15 protein-coding genes are annotated in these 23,109 nt (G+C 58.5%); 12 read left to right on the top strand and 3 right to left on the bottom strand.

Annotation, left to right across the window (positions count from 1 at the left end):
- The first annotated feature begins 101 nt into the window (after positions 1-101).
- Entirely contained in the window at positions 102-1,541 is a 1,440-nt protein-coding gene (locus ACRER8_RS25490) for a lipopolysaccharide kinase InaA family protein (RefSeq protein WP_431748935.1), read from the top strand.
- 53 nt (positions 1,542-1,594) lie between these two features.
- Here the strand turns inward: ACRER8_RS25490 and ACRER8_RS25485 are convergent, their stop codons facing one another.
- Entirely contained in the window at positions 1,595-7,711 is a 6,117-nt protein-coding gene (locus ACRER8_RS25485) for a membrane-targeted effector domain-containing toxin (RefSeq protein WP_431748934.1), read from the bottom strand.
- A 346-nt stretch (positions 7,712-8,057) separates the two neighbouring features.
- Between ACRER8_RS25485 and ACRER8_RS25480 the strand changes: the two genes are divergently transcribed.
- From ACRER8_RS25480 to ACRER8_RS25465, 4 genes are all read left to right on the top strand, one after another.
- On the top strand, positions 8,058-9,815 hold the full coding sequence (locus ACRER8_RS25480) for a carbamoyltransferase family protein (RefSeq protein WP_431748933.1): 1,758 nt from the start codon (positions 8,058-8,060) through the stop codon (positions 9,813-9,815).
- Entirely contained in the window at positions 9,799-10,929 is a 1,131-nt protein-coding gene (locus tag ACRER8_RS25475; RefSeq protein ID WP_431748932.1) for a glycosyltransferase, read from the top strand. The genes ACRER8_RS25480 and ACRER8_RS25475 overlap by 17 nt, the downstream gene beginning before the upstream one ends.
- A 101-nt stretch (positions 10,930-11,030) precedes the next feature.
- Entirely contained in the window at positions 11,031-12,239 is a 1,209-nt protein-coding gene (locus tag ACRER8_RS25470) for an O-antigen ligase family protein (protein ID WP_431748931.1), read from the top strand.
- A complete protein-coding gene (locus ACRER8_RS25465; RefSeq protein ID WP_431748930.1) occupies positions 12,226-13,119 on the top strand; it encodes a lipopolysaccharide core biosynthesis protein in 894 nt (297 codons plus the stop codon). Before ACRER8_RS25470 ends, ACRER8_RS25465 begins: the two co-directional genes overlap by 14 nt.
- On the opposite strand, the gene ACRER8_RS25460 is transcribed toward ACRER8_RS25465, so the two are convergent.
- Positions 13,088-13,729, bottom strand: a complete 642-nt coding sequence (locus ACRER8_RS25460; protein WP_431748929.1) for a lipopolysaccharide kinase InaA family protein — start codon at positions 13,727-13,729, stop codon at positions 13,088-13,090. The two genes, ACRER8_RS25465 and ACRER8_RS25460, sit on opposite strands and share 32 nt — an antisense overlap.
- A gap of 116 nt (positions 13,730-13,845) precedes the next feature.
- Here ACRER8_RS25460 and msbA point away from each other — a divergent pair, with 116 nt between their 5' ends.
- The 7 genes from msbA (at position 13,846) to ACRER8_RS25425 (ending at position 22,112) form a co-directional block, all read left to right on the top strand.
- A complete protein-coding gene (gene msbA, locus ACRER8_RS25455; RefSeq protein WP_431748928.1) occupies positions 13,846-15,666 on the top strand; it encodes a lipid A export permease/ATP-binding protein MsbA in 1,821 nt (606 codons plus the stop codon).
- A complete protein-coding gene (locus ACRER8_RS25450) occupies positions 15,660-16,553 on the top strand; it encodes a GNAT family N-acetyltransferase (RefSeq protein ID WP_431748927.1) in 894 nt (297 codons plus the stop codon). Before msbA ends, ACRER8_RS25450 begins: the two co-directional genes overlap by 7 nt.
- A gap of 4 nt (positions 16,554-16,557) precedes the next feature.
- Positions 16,558-17,967, top strand: a complete 1,410-nt coding sequence (locus tag ACRER8_RS25445; RefSeq protein ID WP_431748926.1) for a PIG-L deacetylase family protein — start codon at positions 16,558-16,560, stop codon at positions 17,965-17,967.
- Positions 17,968-18,053: 86 nt separating this feature from the next.
- The gene (gene hldE, locus ACRER8_RS25440) at positions 18,054-19,478 is read left to right on the top strand and encodes a bifunctional D-glycero-beta-D-manno-heptose-7-phosphate kinase/D-glycero-beta-D-manno-heptose 1-phosphate adenylyltransferase HldE (RefSeq protein ID WP_431748925.1); all 1,425 of its coding nucleotides are present in this window, start codon (positions 18,054-18,056) and stop codon (positions 19,476-19,478) included.
- 75 nt (positions 19,479-19,553) lie between these two features.
- A complete protein-coding gene (locus ACRER8_RS25435; protein ID WP_431748924.1) occupies positions 19,554-20,528 on the top strand; it encodes a glycosyltransferase family protein in 975 nt (324 codons plus the stop codon).
- Positions 20,529-21,236, top strand: coding sequence for a hypothetical protein (locus ACRER8_RS25430; RefSeq protein WP_431748923.1), 708 nt, complete (start codon positions 20,529-20,531; stop codon positions 21,234-21,236).
- A gap of 57 nt (positions 21,237-21,293) precedes the next feature.
- Positions 21,294-22,112: a hypothetical protein gene (locus tag ACRER8_RS25425; RefSeq protein ID WP_431748922.1), complete on the top strand. Its 819-nt coding sequence runs from the start codon at positions 21,294-21,296 to the stop codon at positions 22,110-22,112.
- A gap of 12 nt (positions 22,113-22,124) precedes the next feature.
- Here ACRER8_RS25425 and ACRER8_RS25420 read toward each other — a convergent pair whose 3' ends face one another.
- Positions 22,125-23,090, bottom strand: coding sequence for a metal ABC transporter ATPase (locus ACRER8_RS25420; RefSeq protein ID WP_431748921.1), 966 nt, complete (start codon positions 23,088-23,090; stop codon positions 22,125-22,127).
- Positions 23,091-23,109 lie beyond the last annotated feature (19 nt).

Below are 23,109 nucleotides of genomic sequence, written 5' to 3'. Positions count from 1 at the left end.
CATTTGGTCCGAAAACTCTTTCGCGAATGAATTCACTCCCACAGGTTCATCACCCTTGGCAATGTCTGCGTTTCATTCATGTTTGATCGAAGAGGGCACCGATGCGTTTGTCTGAACTGAAAAACGCCGGTCGCACCCCGGCGCTGCCGATGAGCATTGCGTTGGCGGATGCTGCCGGTCCGGCTGAATTGCAACTGCTGAGCCTGCTGCGAGTGCTGCCCGGTCAACGTTACGTGGGCGCCGGGGTCTGGCGTGGGCGTCCGGTGTTGGCCAAGTTGCTGGTCGGGCAAAAAGCGCCGCGGCATTTTCAGCGCGAGCGCGCCGGGGTGCAGTTGCTCGCCGAGCAGGGCCTGGCCACGCCGCTGCTGTTGGCTGATGGGCTTCAGGAAGGCGAAGGCGGCTGGCTGTTGTTCGAGTTTCTCGACAAGGCCGAGAGTCTGGGTGATGCCTGGAAGTCAGTCGAACACCTACCGCCGTTGGCCGATGAGCAGGCTGCCGTATTGGGCGACGCGCTCGCTGCCGTGGGGCAGATGCACGCAAAAGGCCTGTGGCAGGAAGATTTGCACCTGGACAACCTGCTGCGTCAGGACGGCAAGCTGTACATGATCGATGGCGCCGGCATTCGGGTCGAAGAAGCCGGCAAGCCATTGTCCCGCCAGAAGGTGCTGGAAAACCTCGGCGTGTTCTTCGCGCAATTGCCCAAGTCGCTGGAGCCGTACACCGAAGAACTGCTGGTCTATTACCTGCTGAGCAATGGCGAACATGCGCTGCCCGTCGAAGCGCTGCAAAAGCAAATCGACAAGGTCAGCCATTGGCGTTTGCGCGATTACCTGATCAAGGTCGGACGTGAGTGCAGCCTGTTCAGCGTTTCGGATGGCCCGTTTGGGTTGCGTGCGATTCGTCGCGAAGAAGAAGCCGCCATGCTGCCAGTCCTGGAAAAAGCTGACGCGCTGATCGATAACGGCCACCTGTACAAGACCGGCGGCGCTGCGAGCGTGGCGAAAACCGAGGTCAGCGGTCGAGCTTTGGTGATCAAACGCTACAACATCAAGCATTTCGCCCACTGGCTCAAACGCTTCTGGCGTCCGAGTCGTGCCTGGCATTCGTGGCGCGAGGGTAATCGCCTGATGTTCCTCGGTATCGCCACACCCAAGCCGCTCGCGTTGCTGGAGCAGCGTTTTTTCTGGTTGCGGCGCAAGGCGTATCTGGTCACCGAATACCTACCGGGCCCGGACATCATCGAGCGTTTCGCGCCCTATGTCGCGACAGGCGATGCGCCGGAAAGCGAATTGCAGGCGCTGGACAGGTTGTTCGCACAGTTGATCCGTGAACGCATCAGCCACGGCGACCTGAAGGGGCATAACGTGTTCTGGCATCAGGACCGCTGGGCTCTGATCGATCTCGACGCGGTGTGCCAGCACACCTCGCAAAGTGCATTCGCCGCAGCCTTCGCGAGGGATCGCGCGCGGTTCATGCGCAACTGGCCCGCCGACAGCGCGCTGCACCAATTGCTGGAGCAGCGCTTGCCGACCGCGCCTTAGCCAGAACTCAAAAAGGGCGGCCCCTGAGGACCGCCGCTTCTTGGCTTGCGGGCCTAGCCAACTCGGCTCAGCCCGTGCCTGGCCATCGCCAGCACCAATGCATCCAGGTTCTCATAGGACTGCAGGTGGATAGCGGCCCAGTTCGGACGATTCACAAATGGCTTGCCTTCGGCATCCAGCCGAATGGGCGTGCGGTAAATCTCATTGTCCCGAGACCGGTGGACGATGACCCGCGAATGATCGGCCTGCTCCTCAATCACGAACTCGCCGGGTTTTGCCAGACGATCTTGCAGCGACAACGCTTGAGGAGGTGTAACGTCCAGCGCGGTCCCCGGAACATGCATGTCGAGCTTGAAGTCGCCTTTGACGAAACCTTCTTCCTTCTTGATCGAAAGTCGTGCAATTTCGCCTGAGTCTTGGGCAATGCCCGTGGGTACCCCGGCGGGTACTTCAGCGACGCGAATACCGATGGCGCCTTCCAGCTCAGCCAGACCAGGCACCGTTCTGTAAATATTGCAGTGACTGTTTCCCACCAAGGCGATCCACTTGTGTTTACCCATGATCGCCTGGTGTCGGCGGATCGTGCGTGAGGCGAAGTAATTCATCATTTGCTGGCGAGTCGTCGGGGTCGGCAGGCGCAAGCCCTTAAGGTGATAACTGGCGGCGCAATCGATGGCGCGAATTTCAATGCCATGTTGCTGCGCCTTGAGCACCAGGTTTTCGAAGTTATAGACCTTCTGCGGATCTGTCATATGTCCAGTATCGAGCGTTCTGAGGTCCTTCAGAAGTTTGTCGCTCATAAGTCCGGTGTCGAAAAAACGGTCCAGGTCTACCTGATGCAAATCCGTCAGCAGATGCTCCATGTACAGCGTTTTCACATTCTGCTGCGCGAGCAGCGGCATGTTGTCGATGATGAACTTCTTGCTGGCGACCGAAGAATGAAACTCGCCAATCACCATCCCGTCGGTTTGTTGATACAAACTCTGGATGAATTGTGCAGGGCTGGTTTGCGGCTCAATGACGGGCATTGTTGGCCGTGGAGGAAGATCGACGGAAAGAATCTGGTTGGCATCGTTTCGCAGTTTCGCGCGCAATTCGAAGAATCGCGTCTGCACCGGTATCGACTTGGGCTCGACCGTAAAGTAGTCGCCGTCCAGGCCCCTTGGTTGGTCATAGGCCAAGTGGTGGAGTGTGTCTGCCGATTCTGTCGGGATTTCGTAGGTGGCATCTGTGAGCGATTGCTGCAGTGCGGTCAGCGGATTTTCGGCAAGCCGGTTTTCAGCGGCAACGCGTTGCCATCCTGCCCCTTCTTCCCAGCGAAAACCTGTATCCCTCGTATCAGTTTTGGCAGCCGCCGCGCCTGCGCCGCTTGATGGGGGGTTGTCCAGCCTGCCGACGATCGCAGGAGAAGCCGCAGGTCCGACCGTGTTCCGGTCGGCGAACTCTATTTTGAAGTCGCACCCGACGGGCTGGGCATCCAGTTGCACAAGGCCGGCGTCTCGGCTGATCAGTGTTGGTCGGCCAGCAGGTACGTCCTGTATGTGGACACTGATAGCCCCCTCCAGATCGGCAATTCCGGGAATCTGTTCGTAAGTAGTTGCCAGCTTTTCGTCCAGCAGGGCGATCCAGCGCTTCGAGGGGGCCGCCGCAACGTCACGGCGTATCACCTTGTGGCTGAAAAACTTGCTCATTTTTTGGACGGCTGTGCTGTCAGTCGCAGGTGTTGCAACGAGGAAATCATCCAGCGGATAACTGACCGACGAACTCAACGGACGGACCTCAATATTGTGCCGATGCGCTTCTTTGATGAGGTGGTAGTAGTCGTATTCCTGGCTCAGATTATCCACCGATTTGTTGTTGATGGACTTGAGGTGATACTTGATTTCATGTGAGCCGGAACGAATGCTTCGCCCTTGGGCATAATATTTGGCCAATTTGCGCACGTGCTTGTCCGTAAACAGATGCGGGATGTAAAGCACCTCGACACGCTGCTCAGCGAGGGTCTGCATGTGAGTCATGAGCAGGCGTTTGCTGGCAATGGATTTGGGAGCCTCACTCAAAACCAGCCCGTTGCTTTTATTGAATACGTTTTCCAGAAAGCCGGAGACAGTCGTGGATGCGTCGATGTCAGGAAGGGAGGGGCGTGGCGGCAGTTCCACAGCGCGTGAAAAAAAGGCCTGTGCATCGCGATACAGATTTTCCCTGAGTTCCAAGAAGGCCGGGCGCATCTGGGCGTAATAGGTTTCGAAGTATTCGTCTATGCCCGCGCCCAGGTCATCCAGCCGACGTAGGCCCAGGATGCCCTCCATGTGAGGTTGCAGGTGTTGCGGCAGTTCATAATCACTCAGGCTTGATGCCGCAGCGCTGCTCGATGTGGCTTCCTGGGGCAAGGGGGTGAAGCCTGTTGGGTCGTCCTTGCCACCGCCGCGTAGGCGTGAACGCTCTACCACCTTCCATTGCCCCTGCTCGTTCAGCCTGACAGGCTGACGGCCGAAAAAGGCGAACGGATTTTTCGGGTCGACGATGTGCCAGCAGCGGACGCTCGCGTCGTAGTGCACCTGATACGCCAGACCGTTCATCTCGATGTAATGTTTGCCGTTGCCCAAGGCGACGCCCTTGGCGTGTCCATCGTTGACCTTGGGCAGGTCGTCCAGGGAAATATTGACGATGCGATCGGCGCCGACCCCATTCGGCGCAGACGCTGAGGGCGGGGTGGAAGGCTGCCCCAACGGTTGCCAACTGCCGTTATCATCCATGACGGCATAGTGTCTGGTGGCGTGCAACTCGTCAGTGTCGAAACCCAGACTTCGATAAACCGGTGCCTGGCCGCTGGCGTTGGGTTTACTGATGAGGAAAGACTCGTTCTGCACCTCGACCGGGTACAGCCCTTGCTGGCGTGCCGGTTTCGAAAGTTTTTTCAGCGCAGCCGGTCGGGCACCTTTCTGCGACTTGCTGGCAAGCTTGCGAGCCATGCCACCAAAACCCTTCAAGCCTTGACTGAGGTCGCCTGCTGCGCCGGCGGCGTTCAACACCGAAGCGAGAATCAGCGCGCTGGCGTCATCCGCAGACTCCCCCGTCAGCGCCTGAAACGCCCTGAAACTGTCGCGTAATGACAGCGCGACCCCGACAGCGAAGCTTGCTGGCGGGAAGGGCAGCGTGAGCACCGTGGCGATGATGTCGACACTGGTCCAAATCAAGTTGCTCAGCATGTCATGGCGACCGGTCGTGGTTTCCTCCACGTCACGCAATTTGCGCTCGATTGGCCGGTTGAAGCAGATTTGCGCGAGGTCCGAAATCGACTCCCGTGGGATGACCGGAGGCTTGTTGGCATTACCCCGCTTCATATCGTTCAGAAAGAAGGACAAGACCCTGCGCGCCTTGATTCGGCAGCGATCCTTGTAGTAGTCGATCATGCCTGGCTGGCTCAGCGATTCGACGAACGAGCTGAAAACGCGGAACTCAACCCCGTCGGGTGCCTCGGGGGTATACAGCAGCGCCGCCAGCCTGTTGTCGGCCGACAGCAAGGCGAAGCAACCCTGGACGGTTTCCACATGAGTCAGATTCGTGTCGGGCATGACCAACTGGTCCACTGCGCGCAGACCTGAGGCAATAAAAGGCTTGTCGACGTGAATTTGCAGTGGATAGATCGGATAGCGTGCGCGGGTAGCGGGATCGCTCAGGTGTGCGTTGCTCAATACCCCCTCAAGCGAGCGATACTGAGCGGCGTCGATATGGCCTTTGAGGAAACTGCGCAGTGCCGCCGCCTGCATTTGCAGAACGGTTATCGCGGTGCTGGTCTGGCGTCGGTATTCATAACCGGTGGATTGCGGGTTGAGCAGGGTGCGCCTGATCAAGGCGGCATAGTCGTCGGCGAGCCATTTGCCGTGTACCGAGCGCGCTACCGATGCCGGCGTGAGCACGCTCAGGTCGACGCCTTCCGGACCGCTGAAGGTCGCCATGGTGTCGGCGGCCGGATTGAGAAACCCGATGCTGTCGTCATATCCGTTGCGAATCATCCTGGTGTAGGTGATCGTTTCGCGTTCGGATGTTATGACGATTTGATCCGGGTCCACCGTGCCCGCCGGGACCTTCAACAACTGACAGATTTTTTCGCTGGCGCGCTGGTGTACGTAGTCTTCGAAATCCTGGACCTTGGTGTGCGCCTGGGCTTCATAGTTGCGAGCGGCTGCAACTGCGGCGTCTTCCAGAGCCACCAGCTTCTGGCGATTCGACGGGCTGGCTTCCAGATACCAGTTGGGGGTGTGGGTTTCGTGCTCGGAGAGCGATACGCGAACAAGCTCACTGACCAGGCCCTGCACGCCTGCGTCGTAGCTGTCGAGTGATACCAGTTGAATGAAGTCGGATTCGGGATGCGGTTTGTCCCTCAGCCTTTCCAGCGTTTCATTGAGTGCTGCTCGGTTGGGGGCTTGCAGTTGTTGAAGCAGGTAATCGTGCATCTCGGGCATCGCGGCCCATCCCACCAGTTCGTGACACAGCTGGGTTTCGTTGTGGAAACTCTGGAAAAGTCGGTCGCGTGGTGCATCCGACGAGAACATGATCAGCCGTTCGAGTCCGCCCTGAGCGTTCTCCTTTCTGAAGACCAGTACGCGCGCAAGAGTGTCGCTGTCGTTGATGCGAATATGCTGGACGCGCAACGCACTTGCGTTTCCAGCGGCCGAAACCTTGGTAAGGCTCTCAATGATGCTCAAGTCTTCGAGCGAAATATGCCCCTGCATCTTTGCAGCGTGCGCCGATTCCGCGATCTGGATGTGAAGCAGCTCACGCATCAATTTCTGATTGTCTTCTTTTGCATACGTGGTGCGCTGGTAGCCGCCGAAACTGATGCGCAGTTTCAGCTCGTCGATCATCCCGGCCAGATAGGCCGGAGTGAGCGAGACGTATGTGTCCTCGGCAGGCGCACCGTCGACGCTGATCGTGGTTTGGGTCAGAAATTCCGAACCGTCGCGCTGGTCGTCCGGGTGCATGCCGTAAAGCGCCAACTGCGGCAGTGAGCGAGTGACGGTGTAGCTTTCGCCGGTAACAGGCAGGGTGCGCTGCGTACTGACGGTGACCTTGTCGGGCGCAATGTCGTAACCCAAATCATTGGCCAGCCGTACGCGCAGATTCACGTCTGCATATTGCTCGGCAAAAGCGGCCCCATTGAGCGCGCTGGAAAGCGCTTCACGCGCCTGGTCATAGCGTTTGATGTGCCCCGTGTAAGCTTCGAGGTCTGCAGGTGTCGCGATTTTTATCCAGTCCGGCAGCGCTGAACGCAGTTTTCGTTCGGCCAGGGCTTGCTCGCGTCGCTCTAACATGGCTGACGGGCCGAACAGCCCGGGCATGCGTATTGCGCTCTCGATTTGCCCTGCATGGAGTTTCGGATCGGGGTTCAATCCCAGGCCACAGACGTAGCGCAGATCCTCGCGCTGTTTATCGAGCTGTCGTTTTAACGCGTGCCGATAGGGATCATCGGTGATTGCCTGAAGCTGCACATCGGTTATATCGAATGCCTCTATGAACAGGTCTGGATCTTCAGCGATGCCGAAGGCTGCATCCTGATGTCGCTGATCGGCATTGATAAGCAGCGCCCATCGCAGCTCGTCGTCATTGAGCCATTGCGCGACTTTTTCTAACAGGGCGTTTTGGGTCGCAAACTCCGTCAGGCCACTGCCGGGTAACGCCAGTAACGTGCGCTGCGCGGAGAGGGTCATAACGAGCGCCCCCTTGATTTCCACCCACGTCTGTTCGTTTAGCTTCACGTGCAGTGAATGGACGCTGATCGGCGCCAGCGAGTTTTCACCTTCGGCGGTCGCGGAGACCGGGAGGCACGCCGCCGCGTTCGGTCCGAGGTCGTTCTCATGGGATTTGAGCAATGCTTCATCATGAAGCGTCTTTTCCAGGCTGGTTGCGAACAGCGTGCGTCGGCTTTGCTTCGAGGCCCCAGGCGCACGCCAATAGGCATCGATCTGTTGCAGCAGACTGGAGATTTCCTGGTCCAGATGCTCCTTGCTCTCGGTCTTCAAACCTTCGAGCAGTGCCTGGTGGGGTTGTGGAAGTTGCGACAGCTCAGTGGACAAGGTTGAGCTTGAATCGATAAGACGTTTCAAGGCTGCGCTGGCGTCATGCTGCGTGACTGTGGGTTTTGCGGGAACGGGGCTGAATGTCTGCATTGAATGTGGTTCCTGATTGGCCCTTTTCAGCAAGGGCACCTGTGGCACGGGTGGATCCGCGTGCTTCGAGGGTTTCAATCAATCAGAGCTCAGGCGGGGCAAGGCGGTAGATATGTATGACAGGGCGGGGGATGCAAAGGGAGAGAATATTTTCAGCGTAGGCCGCTGAACCGATGCCGGGTCCTGTACGGTTCGAATATCGGTCTGGGCGGTTTTTTTCGGCCGCGCCATATCCTGGTTCATTACGCTATAATCCCGCCCTTTAGCTGCCCGCCGCACTTGCGCCAGGCGCACCTTATTTGTCAGGCGCGACGCCTGTCTGCAGACTTTAAGAGGCTAGACCCTAGTGGCATTGACGATCCTTGGCCTGTCCGGCGCCCTTAGCCATGATCCTTCCGCAGCCCTGTACATCGACGGCAAGCTGATTGCAGCCGCCGAAGAAGAGCGCTTCGTTCGCGACAAGCACGCAAAGAACCGCATGCCTTACGAATCTGCGAAGTTCTGCCTCGAACAAGCTGGCATCAAACCGTCCGATGTCGATGTGGTGGCTATTCCATTTGCCCCGATCAGCCTGTTCGGCGAAGCACGCTGGCACTACGCCAAGCGTTACTGGTACGCCCCGGACCGCGCGCTCGACGCCATCCTGATGGGCAACCGTCGCTACAAACGCTATCGCAACAAGATTGTCTGGTGCCTCGAACAACTGGGCTTCGATCCGAAGAAGATCAAGATCGAGCCGGTCGAGCACCACCTGGCCCACGCTTCCAGCGCCTACCACTGCTCCGGTTTCCAGGAGAAAACCGCGATCCTGGGGATCGACGGCAAGGGTGAGTACGCCACCACGTTCTTCGGCTATGGCGAAAACGGCAAGATCCACAAGATCAAGGAATTCTACGATCCGGATTCCTTGGGCGGCCTGTACGGAGCGATCACCGAGTTTCTCGGTTTCGAAATGCTCGATGGCGAATTCAAGGTCATGGGCATGGCGCCGTACGGCGACGCCAGCAAATACGACTTCTCGCGTCTGGCCAGCTTTGAAAACGGCGAACTGGTGATCAACACCGAATACGCCAACGTCATCGGTCTGCGTCGTTATAAAGAGAAGGGCAAGGGCTTCTACTTCTCGCCGAAACTGATCGAGTGGCTGGGTCCGAAGCGCGAAGGCGACATCGCCGACGAGCCGTACATCCACTACGCGGCCAGCATGCAGGCGCTGTTCGAAAAGCTGGCGCTGCAAATGATGGATCACTATCTGGGCGACATCCTCAAGGAAACCGGCAAGATCGCTTTCGCCGGTGGCTGCGCGCTTAACGTCAAACTGAACCAGAAGATCATCGCCCGCCCAGAGGTCAAGGAGCTGTTCGTGCAGCCTGCCTCCGGGGACGCCGGTACTGCGGTCGGTGCCGCGGCTTACGTTTCCCACGCGCGCGGTGTGCCGGTGGAGAAAATGGAGCATGTCTACCTTGGCCCGTCGTACAGCAACGAAGACGTGATCGCGGCTTGTGCCCGTCATCCGAGCACGCCTGCATGGCGCAAGCTTGAAAACATGCCGGAGCAGATCGCCCGGATCATGGTCGACGGCAATCCAGTGGCCTGGTTCCAGGGGCGAATGGAGTTCGGCCCGCGCGCACTGGGCGGCCGTTCGATCATCGGCTGCCCGAGCGTTGCGGGCGTTGCCGACCGCATCAACCACCAGATCAAGTTCCGCGAGCGCTGGAGGCCTTTCTGCCCGTCGATGCTCGACACCGTTGCGCCGCAGATGATCAAGATCGATCACCCCGCACCGTTCATGACCTTCACCTTCGAAGTCGCCGAAGAGTGGAAAACCCGCGTGCCGGAAGTCGTCCACGAAGACGGTACGTCCCGTGCCCAGGTACTCAAGCGCGAATACAACCCGCGTTACTACGACATGATGAAGGCGCTGGAAACCCTGACCGGTAACGGCGTGTCGCTGAACACCTCGCTGAACCGTCGCGGCGAACCGATGATCTGCTCACCGACCGACGCCCTGAACATGTTCTTCGGCTCGGACCTGCAGTACCTGATCATGGAAGACATCCTGGTGGTCAAAGAGGGCGCGGATACCTATGACACGCTCGGCTGAGCGCCATGTGCTGCAGTTTTGCCACGGCTATGACAGGCCGTTTCTTGACTGCGCCCGTCAATACGCCAGCCTGTTCGTGGGCAAGGGATATCGGGTCACCACGGTATTCCTGACCGGTGCCGCAGACCCTGAAGTGGCTGCGGCCTGCGCCTCCGATGATGTGCTGTTCATGGAGTACAGCTCCAAGGCCATTCGCGGCCTGAAGCTGGGTGCTATTCGTGATCTGCGCAAGATCGCCGCATCCCGGGATTTCGCGTTCTGCATTGCTCACCGTTTCAAGCCGACCTATGTCGCGCTGTTGGCAACCAGTTTGCCGGTCATCGGTGTGCATCACGCCTTTGGCGACTATGAGCGCCGCAGCCGCAAGCTGTTGGCGCACCTGTTCCGCATGCGCCTGAGCCTGCTGGGGGTATCCGACGCAGTGCGCGACGACATCCGCAAATGCCTGCCCAAATGGCCGACCGGACGTATCCAGACGCTTTACAACCGGATCGACATCGATCAACTCGCGGCCGCTCAGGTATCCCGCGAAGAGGCTCGCGAAGCGCTGGGTCTTCCGCAGGACGCCTGGATCGTCGGCAACGTCGGTCGCCTGCACCCGGACAAGGACCAGGCCACGCTGCTGCGCGGCTTCGCCCAGGCGCTGCCCGGATTGCCAGCGAACAGTCAGCTGCTGATTCTGGGCAAGGGGCGCCTTGAGCAGGACCTCAAGGAACTGGCGATGGAGCTGGGTATCGGCTCGCGTGTTCTGTTGCCGGGTGAGGTAGAGCAAGCCAGTCGGTACTTCAAGGCGTTCGATGTGTTCGTGCTCAGCTCCGACCACGAACCGTTCGGCATGGTCTTGCTCGAAGCCATGGCGGCGGGTGTACCTCTGCTGGCAACTGCAGGCGGTGGCGCTCGTGAAGTGGTCGACGGTGTGGGGATACTGTTTCCATTCAGTGATGCCGAACGCTTGGCGCAGGGTCTTGAGCATCTGTCCCGGCTTGACGCCGGACAACGAGACGCGTGCGCCGAGCTGATGCTGCAACGGCTACGCGAGCGGTTCTGCGATGAAGCCGGCAGAAGCGTATTCTGGCAACTGCCTCAGGTTGTCGGGATTACCGAACGGTTATGACGTACGAGGCCTCCGATGAAAGTGTTCTGTCGGTGGCGGCGCGGTATTTACAAATTGCATGATGGCCAGCGCATAGGCAAACCCTGAAGGTACGGATGGTGATGGTCGTTAAAAGTTTGTCGTTGCGTTTGGGTTATTTCGCCGGTCTGTTACTCGCGGTTGCGATGATTGCCCTGTTTGTCGGCCCCTTCTGGTGGCCCGGTGAATCCAGTTCCTGGGCCGCGTTCATTCGAGCCACATTGGTATTGGCGCTGCTGTGCGCCGTGCCTGGCGCACGCAAGCAGTCGTTCCGGTTCACGCCGCTGGCGGGCACGGTATTGGTGCTCATCGGCTATTTGATACTCAATAGCCTGTTTGCCGATGATTCGCTGCGCTCTTTCAGGCGGTTGTTGCTCATTATCGTATTCATCCTTGGGGTTGGTCTGATCAAGTCAGACGGGCCTTTCGACTGGAAAAAGATTCTGCAGTTGTCGGTCGTTATCGTTGCCGGATTTGCTGCGTTTTCCATGCTCAATCTCGCAGCGCGCGGGACCTTTTTGCTTGGATACAGGCAGATGTCGTTGTCCGGTTCCGGCGTCACCGACGTCGCGGATTTCGGCAATACCATCGTCGCAGGTATGCACTATGGGCTGTTCCTGCTGGCCGGCCTATGGCTGATGCTCCGTTCCCGACAGCGCAGCGAATTCGCCATCTGGTTCGTATGTTGCGGGCTCATCGCGCTCTATATCTTTTTCACTTTTGCCCGTACGGCCTGGGTCGCTACGATCGTAGGCGGCTTCGTACTGATGTGCCTGATGACTACCGGCAAGGTGCGGCGAAACATCCTGCTCGCCTCGGCCGCTATCGCGATCATTATTCTGCTCCTTGGCTTTCGTGAATTGCTTTATGAAGTGCAAGTGCGGGGTATCACCAATCGCGACGAGGTCTGGCACACGGTGTTCGAGAGGTTGTCCGGGCAGTGGTGGTTTGGTGTAGGGGCGGGCGGGGCGTTGGGCGAAGTGGTGCTCAGAAGCGGGCAAGTCGTGCGCAACACCCATGGCCTTTACTTCGAGGTGCTCTATCAGTTCGGCATCGTGGGCGTCGCGCTGCTGTTGGCAACCATGGCGCACAGCGCTTTCTGTCTGTTGCGCGCCCGCATGACCTGCGAAATTTCCCGTCTGTGGCTGGCGCTGCTCTGTTCAATCGCGGTTGTCATGATGGTCGAGCTGCATACCTTCGTCGGTTCGCCCAGCCTGGTGTGGGAATGGCTATGGCTTCCGATCGCAGGCGCCTTGAGTATTTCGCGGGAGGCCAAGCGTGCTGCAGCTTGAAGCGCGAGGTGGTGACCGTTGGCTGGTAGCGACCGGTTTCGAGGTCAGGTTGCAAGACTTCGCCGAATCGCAGGGCAGCATGAACGGTCCTGTCCTTCTCTTGGCCTCGGGCCCATCGGCCAATAATTTTCCGCTGAGCCGATACAGCCGTTTGCCGGTCGTGGCGATGAATGGCTCGATCGTACGCTGCGTGGAGGAAGGCCTGGCGCCGTTGTACTACCTGTGCGACGACCCAAATTTCGTAGTCGGCCGGCCACAGCTGGCGCTGTTAGGGGTGGGTCATAGCAAGCACTTGGCGATGAGCCTGGACGTCTTGCAGGCTATCCACTCGCTGGACGCCACCGCCTTAACCGGGAAGAGTATTTATCTGCTGGAACGGGTCAATCGCGCGCAGGGCAAGGCGGTGCTTTCCGATCGCGCCTATGCCTGGTCCATTCGCAATGACGCCGATTTGATTTCCAACTTCTCGTTGTTGCGTCGCAAGCCCAACCGCATTGGCTTTAGCCTGAATCTCAAACGGGGCTATTTTGGCAGTCGAACGATCCCTTTCGGCGCCTTGCAACTGGTGTGTCATCTTGGCTTTCGCCAGGTATTCGTGGTGGGCATGGACCTGCGCCAGAACGGTGGGCGCTTCTATGAAAAGGGCGCGGCTGCGTTGCCGAGCAGTCTGGACGAGGACTTTGAGCAATACATCCTGCCCAGCTTCCAGTTGATGGCTAAAAAGATAGCGCCGAAAACCGGCTTGCAGGTGTTCAATCTTTCGTCCGAAAGCCGGTTGCCGGCAAGCGTAGTGCCGAAGATCGACGTCGACACACTGGATGAACTGGTTCGCGCTTATCTGGCGGACGTCAAGCCAGCAAGCTCTTCAGCTGGGCAATGAATCGCGAAGTCCGGCCCTGCGCATAAGCTGCCACGAATGCCGAGCCGGCATCGCCATCGACCAGCCAGGCGCGATCGTTCTTGTAGCGCAGCAGATGCTGGAAATTGCGCAGGCGCTTGCGTTGGCTCAACGCGCGCCTCTGGCATTTCATGTCGGAGATGTCGATCAGCCCCAGTTTGGCATCCGGGGTCAGGATCACGTTGCCCAGGTGCAGCGAGCGAAAATAGACGCCCTGATCGTGTAGTCGAGCAATGAAAGCTCCAAGCTCAACACGAAGCTGCTCATGATCGCCGTCCTGACTGAGCACCTGGCGTAATGTCAGCCCTGGCAGCGGGGTATAGCGCACGGCGTCGCGGCTGATGCTGGCGATGCGATAGGTCGCAATGACGTCCGGGCAGGGGATGTCGCGCTGCTTGAGAGCCTGGATGTTGTCTGCGAAGCGGCGGGCGTACGGAAACACCAACGCCGAACTGATCAGCCGTTTGCGGCGAAACAGCTTGAGAATGGTCCCGTCTTCAAGGAGCAGCACCTTGTCTCCCGAGCCGTCCGCTTCAAGTACTGTCGCGTTTTCTCTCACGGCCAGATAGGCGCTGTGGTCCATAGGATGCATCGGCGTACTTACCTGAAAAATGCAGCATGTTACCCGAATCGGGCAGCTTGGGTCAGCGGCGGCTTAGCCGAAGGTGTGTGTTAACATAGCCGCCTAATTTTTCTGTGCGGATTCCCATGAGCAGTCCTGATCCTCAAGCGAAATCAACCCTGGCGATCTACTTTCGTCTCTTGACCTATGTGCGGCCATACATAGGCCTGTTCAGCTTGAGCATTGTCGGTTTTTTGATCTTCGCATCCACTCAGCCGATGCTTGCCTACATCCTCAAATACTTCGTGGATGGTCTGGCCAATCCGGAGGCCAGCCTGTTCCCCGGTAACCCGTATCTGGGGCACCTTCAGCTGCTTCAGGCCGTGCCATTGATGATCGTCATCATCGCGGCCTGGCAGGGCGCGGGCTCTTATCTGGGCAACTTTTTTCTGGCCCGCGTTTCGCTGGGGCTGGTGCACGACTTGCGCAAGGTGTTGTTCGACAAGCTGGTGACTCTGCCCAACCGCTACTTCGATAACCATAATTCCGGTCATCTGATTTCCAGGATCACCTTCAACGTCACGATGGTCACCGGCGCTGCGACAGACGCCATCAAAGTGGTGATTCGTGAAGGCATGACGGTGATTTTCCTGTTCGGCGCGTTGCTGTGGATGAACTGGAAGCTGACCCTTGTGATGTTGGCGATCCTGCCGTTGATCGCGGTGATGGTAAGCAGCACCAGTCGGAAGTTTCGCAAGCAGAGCAAGAAGATTCAGGTGGCAATGGGCGATGTGACGCACGTGGCCTCCGAGACCATCCACGGTTATCGCGTGGTCCGCAGCTTCGGTGGTGAAGAGTACGAGCGCAAACGCTTCGAGAAAGCCAGCCTCAGCAACACCAAGAAGCAGCTGGCGATGACCAAGACGGGAGCGGTCTACACACCGATGTTGCAATTGGTGACCTACAGCGGCATGGCGATCGTCATGTTTCTGGTGCTGTATCTGCGTGGCGATTCCTCCGCCGGTGATCTGGTGGCCTACATCACTATGGCCGGCCTGCTGCCCAAACCTATTCGTCAGCTGTCGGAAGTCAGTTCGACGATCCAGAAAGGTGTCGCCGGTGCCGAAAGCATCTTCGAGCAACTGGACGAAGCGCCCGAGCAGGACACCGGAACCGTCGAGCGCGAAAAGGTCAGCGGCCGCCTGGAAGTCAGGAACCTCACGTTTACCTACCCTGGCACCGAGAAACAGGTGCTCGACAACGTCAGCTTTACCGTCGAAGCAGGTCAGATGGTAGCGCTGGTGGGTCGTTCCGGCAGTGGCAAGTCAACATTGGCTAGCCTGATTCCACGCTTCTATGACCACGTCCACGGCCAGATTCTGCTGGATGACCTCGATGTGCAGGACTATACGCTGCGCAACCTGCGTCGCCAGATCGCCCTGGTCAACCAGAACGTCACGCTGTTCAATGACACCATCGCCAATAATATTGCCTACGGCGATCTGGCTGGCGTTCCGCTTGAAGAAATCAAAAAAGCGTCCGCCGATGCATTTTCGGACGAATTCATCGACAAGCTGCCGCAGCAATATCAGACGCTGGTGGGCGAAAACGGCGTGTTGTTGTCCGGCGGTCAACGCCAGCGGCTGGCGATTGCACGAGCGTTGTTGAAGAATTCGCCAGTGCTGATACTCGACGAAGCGACCTCCGCGCTCGACACCGAATCTGAGCGTCACATCCAGAAAGCGCTGGAAAAAGTCATGGAAGGCCGCACGACGCTGGTCATCGCTCACCGATTGACCACGATTGAGAAGGCCGACCTGATTTTGGTCATGGATGATGGCCGTATCGTCGAGCGCGGCACGCATAGCACGCTGCTGGCCCAAAATGGCTATTACACGCGTCTTCATGCCAAACAGTTCGAGGAAATGGAACCGGCCGAGGCTGACAAGGCGATCGATGCATGCTGAACCACTTGCGCGTATGGCGTGAGCGAGGCTGGACGGTCATTGACGCACCGACCTATACGCAGGCGTGGGACCGGTTCGGCGGCAGTGTCGTGACGCATCCGCTGGTGGTTGAGCGCTTGGCGGGACTGGCGCAGATCCCGGTCAGGTATCTGGGCTGGTTAAGCGGCGGGGATGTGGTTGCTGCCGTTCCCTGCTGGGGGCGCGATCTGGCCTTGTCCAAGAAGGTCCTCAAAGACCGCAACAGGCGGATCTTCGATCTGGGCAATGCCGAAATCATTCTGCCTGTCGCAGAAGGCGTTCAGGTTCCGGTGCGTCAACGCATGAGCTATGTGTCCGAGCTGAACGCCCGGCAGATCGAAACCCTCAAGCCACAGGCCGAGAGTCTGGCAATTGCCAGGGCGCCGGAAGACTACTCCAAAAAGTTTCGTTACAACCAGCGTCGCGAGCAGCGTCTGTTGGAAGAGGCTGGCGCGGTGATCCGTCCCATGCTCGACTTTGCTCCCGCCGAGCAGGCATCCATGTACGCCACGCTGTTTCGGGCCAGGTGGGGCTTCGATGTCCCAGGCACGGCGCATCTGGCGCAGGTTTTCGAGCTGATGCGCGAATTCATGACCGGCTCGGTGGTGATGCTGGCAGGACAGGCGATCGCGATTCAGGTGCTTTACCGGGTGGAGTCCCCCAAATGGGTGTCGATTGAATACATCAACGGCGGCGTCGACCCCCAACATCAGGCGTTGAGCGCCGGCAGCGTGCTCAGCTTCGTCAACACACAGGATGCGTGGGCGGCCGCCAGGGCAATCAACAAGCCGTTGCGCTATTCGTTTGGCCGTTCTGACCGCGAATACAAGGACCGCTGGTGCCAGACGGTGCCGGTGTACAAGGTCTGATGACATGACAGGGCGCAAACAGCAGTTACTCAAAAAACATCGGCGCAACAAGCGCGCGGCGTTGATCATCGCTTTGGTGGCATTGATCGCGGTCGGCGTGCTCGTGGCGTGGTGGTGGGTGCCGTTGTTCATCGTTATCGGCTGGCTTGCCCACGAAGCCTGGTTTTCCGACCACCTGTTCTACTCGCCCAAGAGCGACTATCGATATGTGTTTCCGGAGGGGGCGCAAGACCAGCCGGTTACGTTATCGAATGGCAAGCTGCAACTGAGCGAGCCGTTGGGCGAAGGGCAGACGCTTCTACTCGAACTGCGGATGCGCAGCACCTGGCTAGGTCGCTGGCTCGATCCGTATGTCCTTGCAGGGGACGACCGGCAGGACTTCGAACGCGGTTTCGCGGGGCTGCGCTACGTCAACCTGTCCGGGCAGAAAGACACGCTTGCTGATGGCGTCCTGCATATGCGTGGCGTTTTCTGCCGCCTGCCGGCGACTGCGCGGCTATATGTCCTAGACAACCCCGATTACTCCAGACAGCGACTGATGATCCTGGCGCCCCATGCCGATGACGCCGAGCTGGCTGCATTTGGCCTTTACAGTCGTGGCACGGAGCGTTCTATCGTAACCATCACCCAGGGTGAAATCGAAGCCGAAACCTACCAGCAACTTGGGCTTGATCGGGCACAGGCCGCTGAACTGAAAGGCCGGCTGCGCAGTTGGGACAGCATGGCCGTTCCGTTGTGGGGCGGCGTGCCGCAGCGCGATTGCGTGCAACTGGGTTATTACTGTCTGCAACTGCCCGCCATGGAGCAGGCTCCGGAGCGGCCTTTCGGATCGCGGGAATCAGGACAGTCCGACACCCGTAGCGCACGCCGGTACAATGCGATGACCTTGCCAGGCGACGCAGACGGGACGCCAACCTGGCAGAATCTCGTCGCTGACCTGGCGGCACTGCTTGAAGCTTTTGAGCCGCAAGTCATCGTGATGCCGCACCCCGAACTCGACCCTCATGTCGACCATGTGGCCACGACGCGTGCGCTTTATGAAGCGGTCGGGAAAAGCAGTTGGAAACCCGACGTTGCCCTGTTTTACGCCAATCATTTGCATGACAACGATCGTTGGCCGATGGGACTCGCAGGCAAGGGCGTCGCTCTGCCGCCGTTCGTGGAGGCCCCGTCTTGCGATCAGATCTGGAGCCCCTGCCTTACGGCGGGCGAACAACTGGACAAAGCCATGGCATTGGGCATGCAGCACGATTTACAAGGTCCGTTGCCGTTCAAGCGTCGAATGCGCCGAGGGATTCAGCGTGTGCTGGCAGGCCGGGAGTGGCCGCTGACCGGGGAAGACGAGTTTTTTCGAAAGGCGGTGCGGCGCCATGAAGTGTTCTGGGTGCGCCAGTTTACGGATAAGCCCCGCTGAAAGGCGTTTCGTTTCCAAGCCGGTAATCTGCATTTCACCCTGTGCTAAGATTCCGCCCTTGTTCATTATTAGTTACGGGTTGTTCGATGAAGTTGTCCATGCCGCAGTTTGATCATGCAACAGTGTTGGTAGTCGGCGATGTCATGCTCGACCGCTACTGGCATGGCGGTACTTCCCGTATATCCCCGGAGGCCCCGGTCCCCGTGGTCAAGGTCGATCAGATCGAAGATCGTCCCGGCGGTGCAGCCAACGTGGCATTGAACATCGCTGCACTGGGCGCTTCGGCTTCGCTCGTGGGTGTTACCGGCGCCGACGAAGCCGCGGACAGCCTCACGAACAGCCTCAAGGCCGCAGGCGTCAACGCTTCATTTCAGCGCATCGCCCATCAGCCTACCATTGTCAAACTACGGGTAATGAGTCGTCACCAGCAATTGCTGCGCATTGATTTCGAAGAACCCTTTGCCACCGACGCCGAGGCATTGAGCCGCGAGGTTGATACCTTGCTCGATGGCATCAAGGTGCTGGTGCTGTCGGACTATGGCAAAGGCGCGCTGAAAAACCACCAAATGCTGATCAACGCCGCTCGCCAACGGGGGGTGCCAGTGCTGGCCGATCCCAAGGGCAAGGACTTCAGCATCTATCGCGGCGCCAGTCTCATTACCCCGAACCTGAGCGAATTCGAGGCCATCGTTGGCCATTGTTTCGATGAAGCGGAACTCGTCGCCAAAGGCGCTTCGTTGATGAGCGATCTGGATCTGGGCGCGTTGCTGGTTACTCGTGGCGAGCATGGCATGACCCTGTTGCGCCCGGAGCAGCCGGCATTGCATCTTCCGGCTCGCGCTCGGGAGGTTTTCGACGTCACGGGTGCCGGCGATACCGTGATCTCGACACTGGCAGCCGCCATCGCTGCCGGTGAAGAGCTACCCCACGCTGTCGCGCTCGCCAACCTGGCCGCGGGTATCGTGGTAGGCAAACTCGGCACCGCAGCGATCAGCGCGCCAGAACTGCGCCGCGCCATTCAGCGCGCCGAAGGTTCCGAGCGTGGCGTGTTGACACTCGACCAGCTGTTACTGGCTATCGACGACGCGCGGGCGCACAACGAAAACATCGTCTTTACCAACGGTTGCTTCGATATCCTGCACGCCGGTCACGTCACCTACCTGGAACAGGCTCGTGCCCAGGGCGATCGCTTGATTGTCGCGGTCAATGACGACGCTTCCGTCAGCCGTCTGAAAGGCCCTGGACGCCCGATCAACAGCGTCGACCGTCGCATGGCCGTACTGGCCGGCCTGGGAGCGGTTGACTGGGTCATCAGCTTTTCCGAGAACACACCCGAAATGCTGCTCAGCCATGTCCGTCCGGATGTCCTGGTCAAAGGTGGCGATTATTCCGTCGATAAGGTCGTCGGTGCAGACATCGTCACCAAGTACGGCGGAACCGTGAAAGTCCTGGGGCTGGTCGAAAACAGTTCGACGACAGCCATCGTGGAAAAAATCCGCAGCAGTGACTGATGTAAGGAAACTTCAGATGAGTTGCTCCACACCCAGGCCCGCAATTATCGTTTTCGTGATCCGGTAAGCTGGCGTATGAAAGTCATGTTACTGGTCATGGACGAACAACGCGTCATCCTTGACCGGCTGTATGAAACCGTGCAGCGGAGTTGCGACGAGTGCGTGATTTTTCGTCTGAGCAAACAGCAACAGATGAATCTCGGTCCGTTTCTGGCCTCGGTCGATTACCAGGCATTCGACCGCGTGGTGATTTTCTCTCGGGTCAAACGCCTGGTTCGGCAACTGGCTGTCTTGAAATGCATTCCCGGGCTGGTATTTCTTGAGCACGATGCGTACCAGAACTACATGCCTGGCAGTAAATACCGGGACGTATATTCTCGCCTGTACCACCGATTGCCTTGGTGTCGGGTCTTGGTGTCGGGCGCGGTAGTTGCGCGTCGGATGCGCAATGAAAACATCGATGCAGTGTTCGTCTCCAAGGGCTACGACGAGACGATGTTGAGCAACCTCGGTCGTCCCAGAGACATCACACTTGGCTTTCTTGGCAGCCTTAAAAGTCGAGAGTACGCCGATCGCAAAGCTATTCTCGAGTCACTGGCCCAGCGTACAGGGATGCTGGTGACGCGTACGGAATCGGGCAACGAATACCTGGAAACTCTCAATCGCATCAGGATTTTCGTCAGCGCCGACATCGGCATGGGCGAATTCATGATCAAGAACTTCGAAGCCATGGCCTGTGGCTGTGTTCTTCTGGCCTGGAGTCAGGGCGAAGAGGATGAGCTGCTCGGCTTCCGTGACATGCACAACGTCGTGCTGTATCGCAGTGAAGATGAGGCCATCGAGAAAATCCGCCTGTTGCAACAGGATGCGGCACTTGCCGCCCGGATTGCCAGAGAGGGGCAGGCATTCGCCGAAAGCCGTTATTCGTTCGATCGTGTCGGACGAGATCTGGCCGCCGAAATTCAGCGCGAAATGCGTCCTTGGGAGCCGCCGTCGACGTTGACTCGCTTATGGGTCAAGGCACGTTACGGCATGCAGGTGCGTGGCTGAATGAACGAGCAGCAAGCGCCAGGGGGCGCCGCCGACATTGAACGAGATGCGCTGCCAGGCGGTGATCAGGATGTTTTCAATAATCTGCCCTCTGACCTGAAGTGCTGTCTTGAGCAGGCGGAGCGGGTGATTCTGCTGGCGAATAATCCGGCAATCACGCAAGAAGACGTTCAGGCGCTGAACATTGGCCCTAACGATGTGGTTGTAAGCTTCAATCTATGCATCCACTCCGGTCTGCTTCACCGCGAAAGCGTCAACGTATTCGTTCACGGCTTCAACGCGCCGGATTGCTACTTCTTCGGTCTCCCCTATAAATACGACGTTCAGCAGCTATTCACCGATCCGCAGGCGCGGTGTTTCACCGTGCTCGTGGGCTGCGCGTTGCCGTTATGCCCAATGCCAGGCGTGGCTGCGTATTGGGACAGAATTCCGCTGCCTGCCTTGTGGCATTACCCGGTGGATCGAGCGGGCGGCAAGCGCTACGTCGGTCCTTCGACGGGCTTCAATGTATTGGTGTTGCTGGACGGGTTGCGAGGGCATGCCGGGTACGGTTACCGCCTGCTGACGCTCGGGTTTTCCAACGAATCCGGCAAATTGTGGGGTGGACATGCCTGGGAGTATGAGCGCCGCTGGCTGCTCGCTGCCGATGTCGAGTCTGTCCCGCTGAAGCCCCGAAGCTGGTGGCGCAAACTGTTCCACCAGCGATGAAGAACCTCGAATTTTCCCCTTATTGATTGCCCATTTCTCAGGCCTGGAGGACTGTCAGTGCTGAACGTCGCGGTCGCGTTTTTCGGGATTCCGAGAAACTCCGAAATCTGTTTCCCGTCCATCGAACAAAACGTCCTTGGTCAGCTCCCCGAAAACTGCAACGTCAGGTGTTTCTATCACCTGTACCGGATCGACGAAGTACAAAACCAGCGCTCGGGCGAACAAGGCCAGTTGAAGGCCGACAACTATCACGTCTTCGAACCGATGACCGGTGTGCTCGACTCAACCGACGGCGTGCTCGAACGCTGGGATTTCGAGCGTGTGAAAGCCGTTGGCGATACTTGGGGCGATGAGCATGTTTCGTTGCGCAATCTGATCTATCAGCTCAATTCGCTGTACACCGTGAGCAACATGATGGAGGACTTCGACCCCGATTTCGTTGTATTCGTGCGGCCGGACAACTTCTACCACACGCCGCTGCCACGCTATGTTTTCAAGCGCCCGCAGGCGCGGCGGCAGAATGTCTATATTCCGGACTGGCAGTGGTGGGGCGGGTTGAATGACCGGTTTTCCGTGTGTGGGCGTGATACTTGGCGGGTGTACGGCAAGCGGATCGAGCATATTTTCGAATTTTGCGAAGCGACCGGCCGAAAGCTGCACTCCGAGCGTCTGCTCAAGTACGTGCTGCTCAAGGCCGGTGCCAGGGTGTGCACCCTGGACACCACTGCCTCGCGCGTTCGAATCAACGGCGCGTTCGCTGAGGAGTCGTTCTCACCAAAGCGCGGAATGGGCAAGCGCGAGAACCGCTATTTCCACTTGTTCGCGCGTCTTCGCACCTGGTTCGACAGGCGTTTGGCCGACAGATCGGAAGGGTGAAGACGGGGCTTCTTATTTGTGAAGCCCGCCACGCACCATGCGAACTAGCCGGCGGGCCTTTATTCTCAGCTTGGTCAACCCGGTTTTCGGCTTTTTCTTCGGCGTCATCCCTTGCTGCAACAGCCAGTCCTTCCAGCGAATCCTCTCCTCTCGTACCACCCAGCCCTCCTGAGCGGCGAAGCTTTCCGCTAGATACAAGCCGCGCGTGCCAGCCGGTGTCAGCTTGTCGTTCTTGAGGGTGTACAGCTCCGGCAATGGCGAGCCGTTTTCCAGCGGCATCAGGTACAAATCAGGTTTGCTGCGGTTGAGCCTAGCGACGAGTTGATCGTTCTCCAGGACTTCATCGACGTGAAACAGACTCAGCGGGCGCGCCTCTTTCGGCACCTCCAGACGCATGTCGTAAATCAACTGCAATGAAGCGGTGGGCAGATGAACGTACGCGCGGGGGCGCTCGATCAGCGTCATGCTGCCGCAACGCACCGGCCGCGCCGCGCCGGACAACGGACTCAGGCGAAAGGGCATAGCCTCACGATAGTGCAGGGCGGCGGCGTAAGGCGCGGGTAGCCAGGTGTCGTTGAAGCGTCCGCCGAGCCAGCCTTGTGGGGTTTCGATCAGGCATTCCTCGGCCACTTCCTGGATCGCCGTGTGCAGCGGCAGATTCAGCTCATGGGCCGGGACGTAGCCGGAAATCAGTTTCAACACCACATCGCCACGGTCCTGACGACGCTGGCGCACCAGCACCCAATAATCACGATTCTGCCAGTTCAGGGTCAGTCGCACCGACACACCGAGATTGGCCAGTTCGGTGGAAAATCGCTCGCTGTCCTCTACCTCGATCTTGCGACGACGTTGCAGGGTCTGGGAGAAATTGAGCGGCATCCCGACGCTCTGATAACTCAGGCTTTCGGGAGTGGCTTCGACGAACAGCGGTAAGGTTTTGAAGTTACTGGGGTTTTTTCTTATTAGCGTTCGCGGCATATCGGCTCCTTCTTGCGTT

Source organism: Pseudomonas sp. (assembly GCF_050739935.1).
In the GTDB taxonomy this organism is placed as follows: domain Bacteria; phylum Pseudomonadota; class Gammaproteobacteria; order Pseudomonadales; family Pseudomonadaceae; genus Aquipseudomonas.
The sequence above is the reverse complement of the archived record's forward strand: the minus strand, read 5'-3'. Positions and strand labels throughout refer to the sequence as shown.

What these genes read in the sequence shown, in the direction of transcription:
- ACRER8_RS25420 (WP_431748921.1), bottom strand. Translation starts at nt 23,090, where the DNA reads ATGCCGCGAACGCTAATAAGAAAAAACCCCAGTAACTTCAAAACCTTA.
- ACRER8_RS25470 (WP_431748931.1), top strand. Translation starts at nt 11,031, where the DNA reads ATGGTCGTTAAAAGTTTGTCGTTGCGTTTGGGTTATTTCGCCGGTCTG.
- ACRER8_RS25485 (WP_431748934.1), bottom strand. Translation starts at nt 7,711, where the DNA reads ATGCAGACATTCAGCCCCGTTCCCGCAAAACCCACAGTCACGCAGCAT.
- msbA (WP_431748928.1), top strand. Translation starts at nt 13,846, where the DNA reads ATGAGCAGTCCTGATCCTCAAGCGAAATCAACCCTGGCGATCTACTTT.
- ACRER8_RS25475 (WP_431748932.1), top strand. Translation starts at nt 9,799, where the DNA reads ATGACACGCTCGGCTGAGCGCCATGTGCTGCAGTTTTGCCACGGCTAT.
- hldE (WP_431748925.1), top strand. Translation starts at nt 18,054, where the DNA reads ATGAAGTTGTCCATGCCGCAGTTTGATCATGCAACAGTGTTGGTAGTC.
- ACRER8_RS25435 (WP_431748924.1), top strand. Translation starts at nt 19,554, where the DNA reads ATGAAAGTCATGTTACTGGTCATGGACGAACAACGCGTCATCCTTGAC.
- ACRER8_RS25460 (WP_431748929.1), bottom strand. Translation starts at nt 13,729, where the DNA reads ATGCATCCTATGGACCACAGCGCCTATCTGGCCGTGAGAGAAAACGCG.
- ACRER8_RS25490 (WP_431748935.1), top strand. Translation starts at nt 102, where the DNA reads ATGCGTTTGTCTGAACTGAAAAACGCCGGTCGCACCCCGGCGCTGCCG.
- ACRER8_RS25430 (WP_431748923.1), top strand. Translation starts at nt 20,529, where the DNA reads ATGAACGAGCAGCAAGCGCCAGGGGGCGCCGCCGACATTGAACGAGAT.
- ACRER8_RS25450 (WP_431748927.1), top strand. Translation starts at nt 15,660, where the DNA reads ATGCTGAACCACTTGCGCGTATGGCGTGAGCGAGGCTGGACGGTCATT.
- ACRER8_RS25445 (WP_431748926.1), top strand. Translation starts at nt 16,558, where the DNA reads ATGACAGGGCGCAAACAGCAGTTACTCAAAAAACATCGGCGCAACAAG.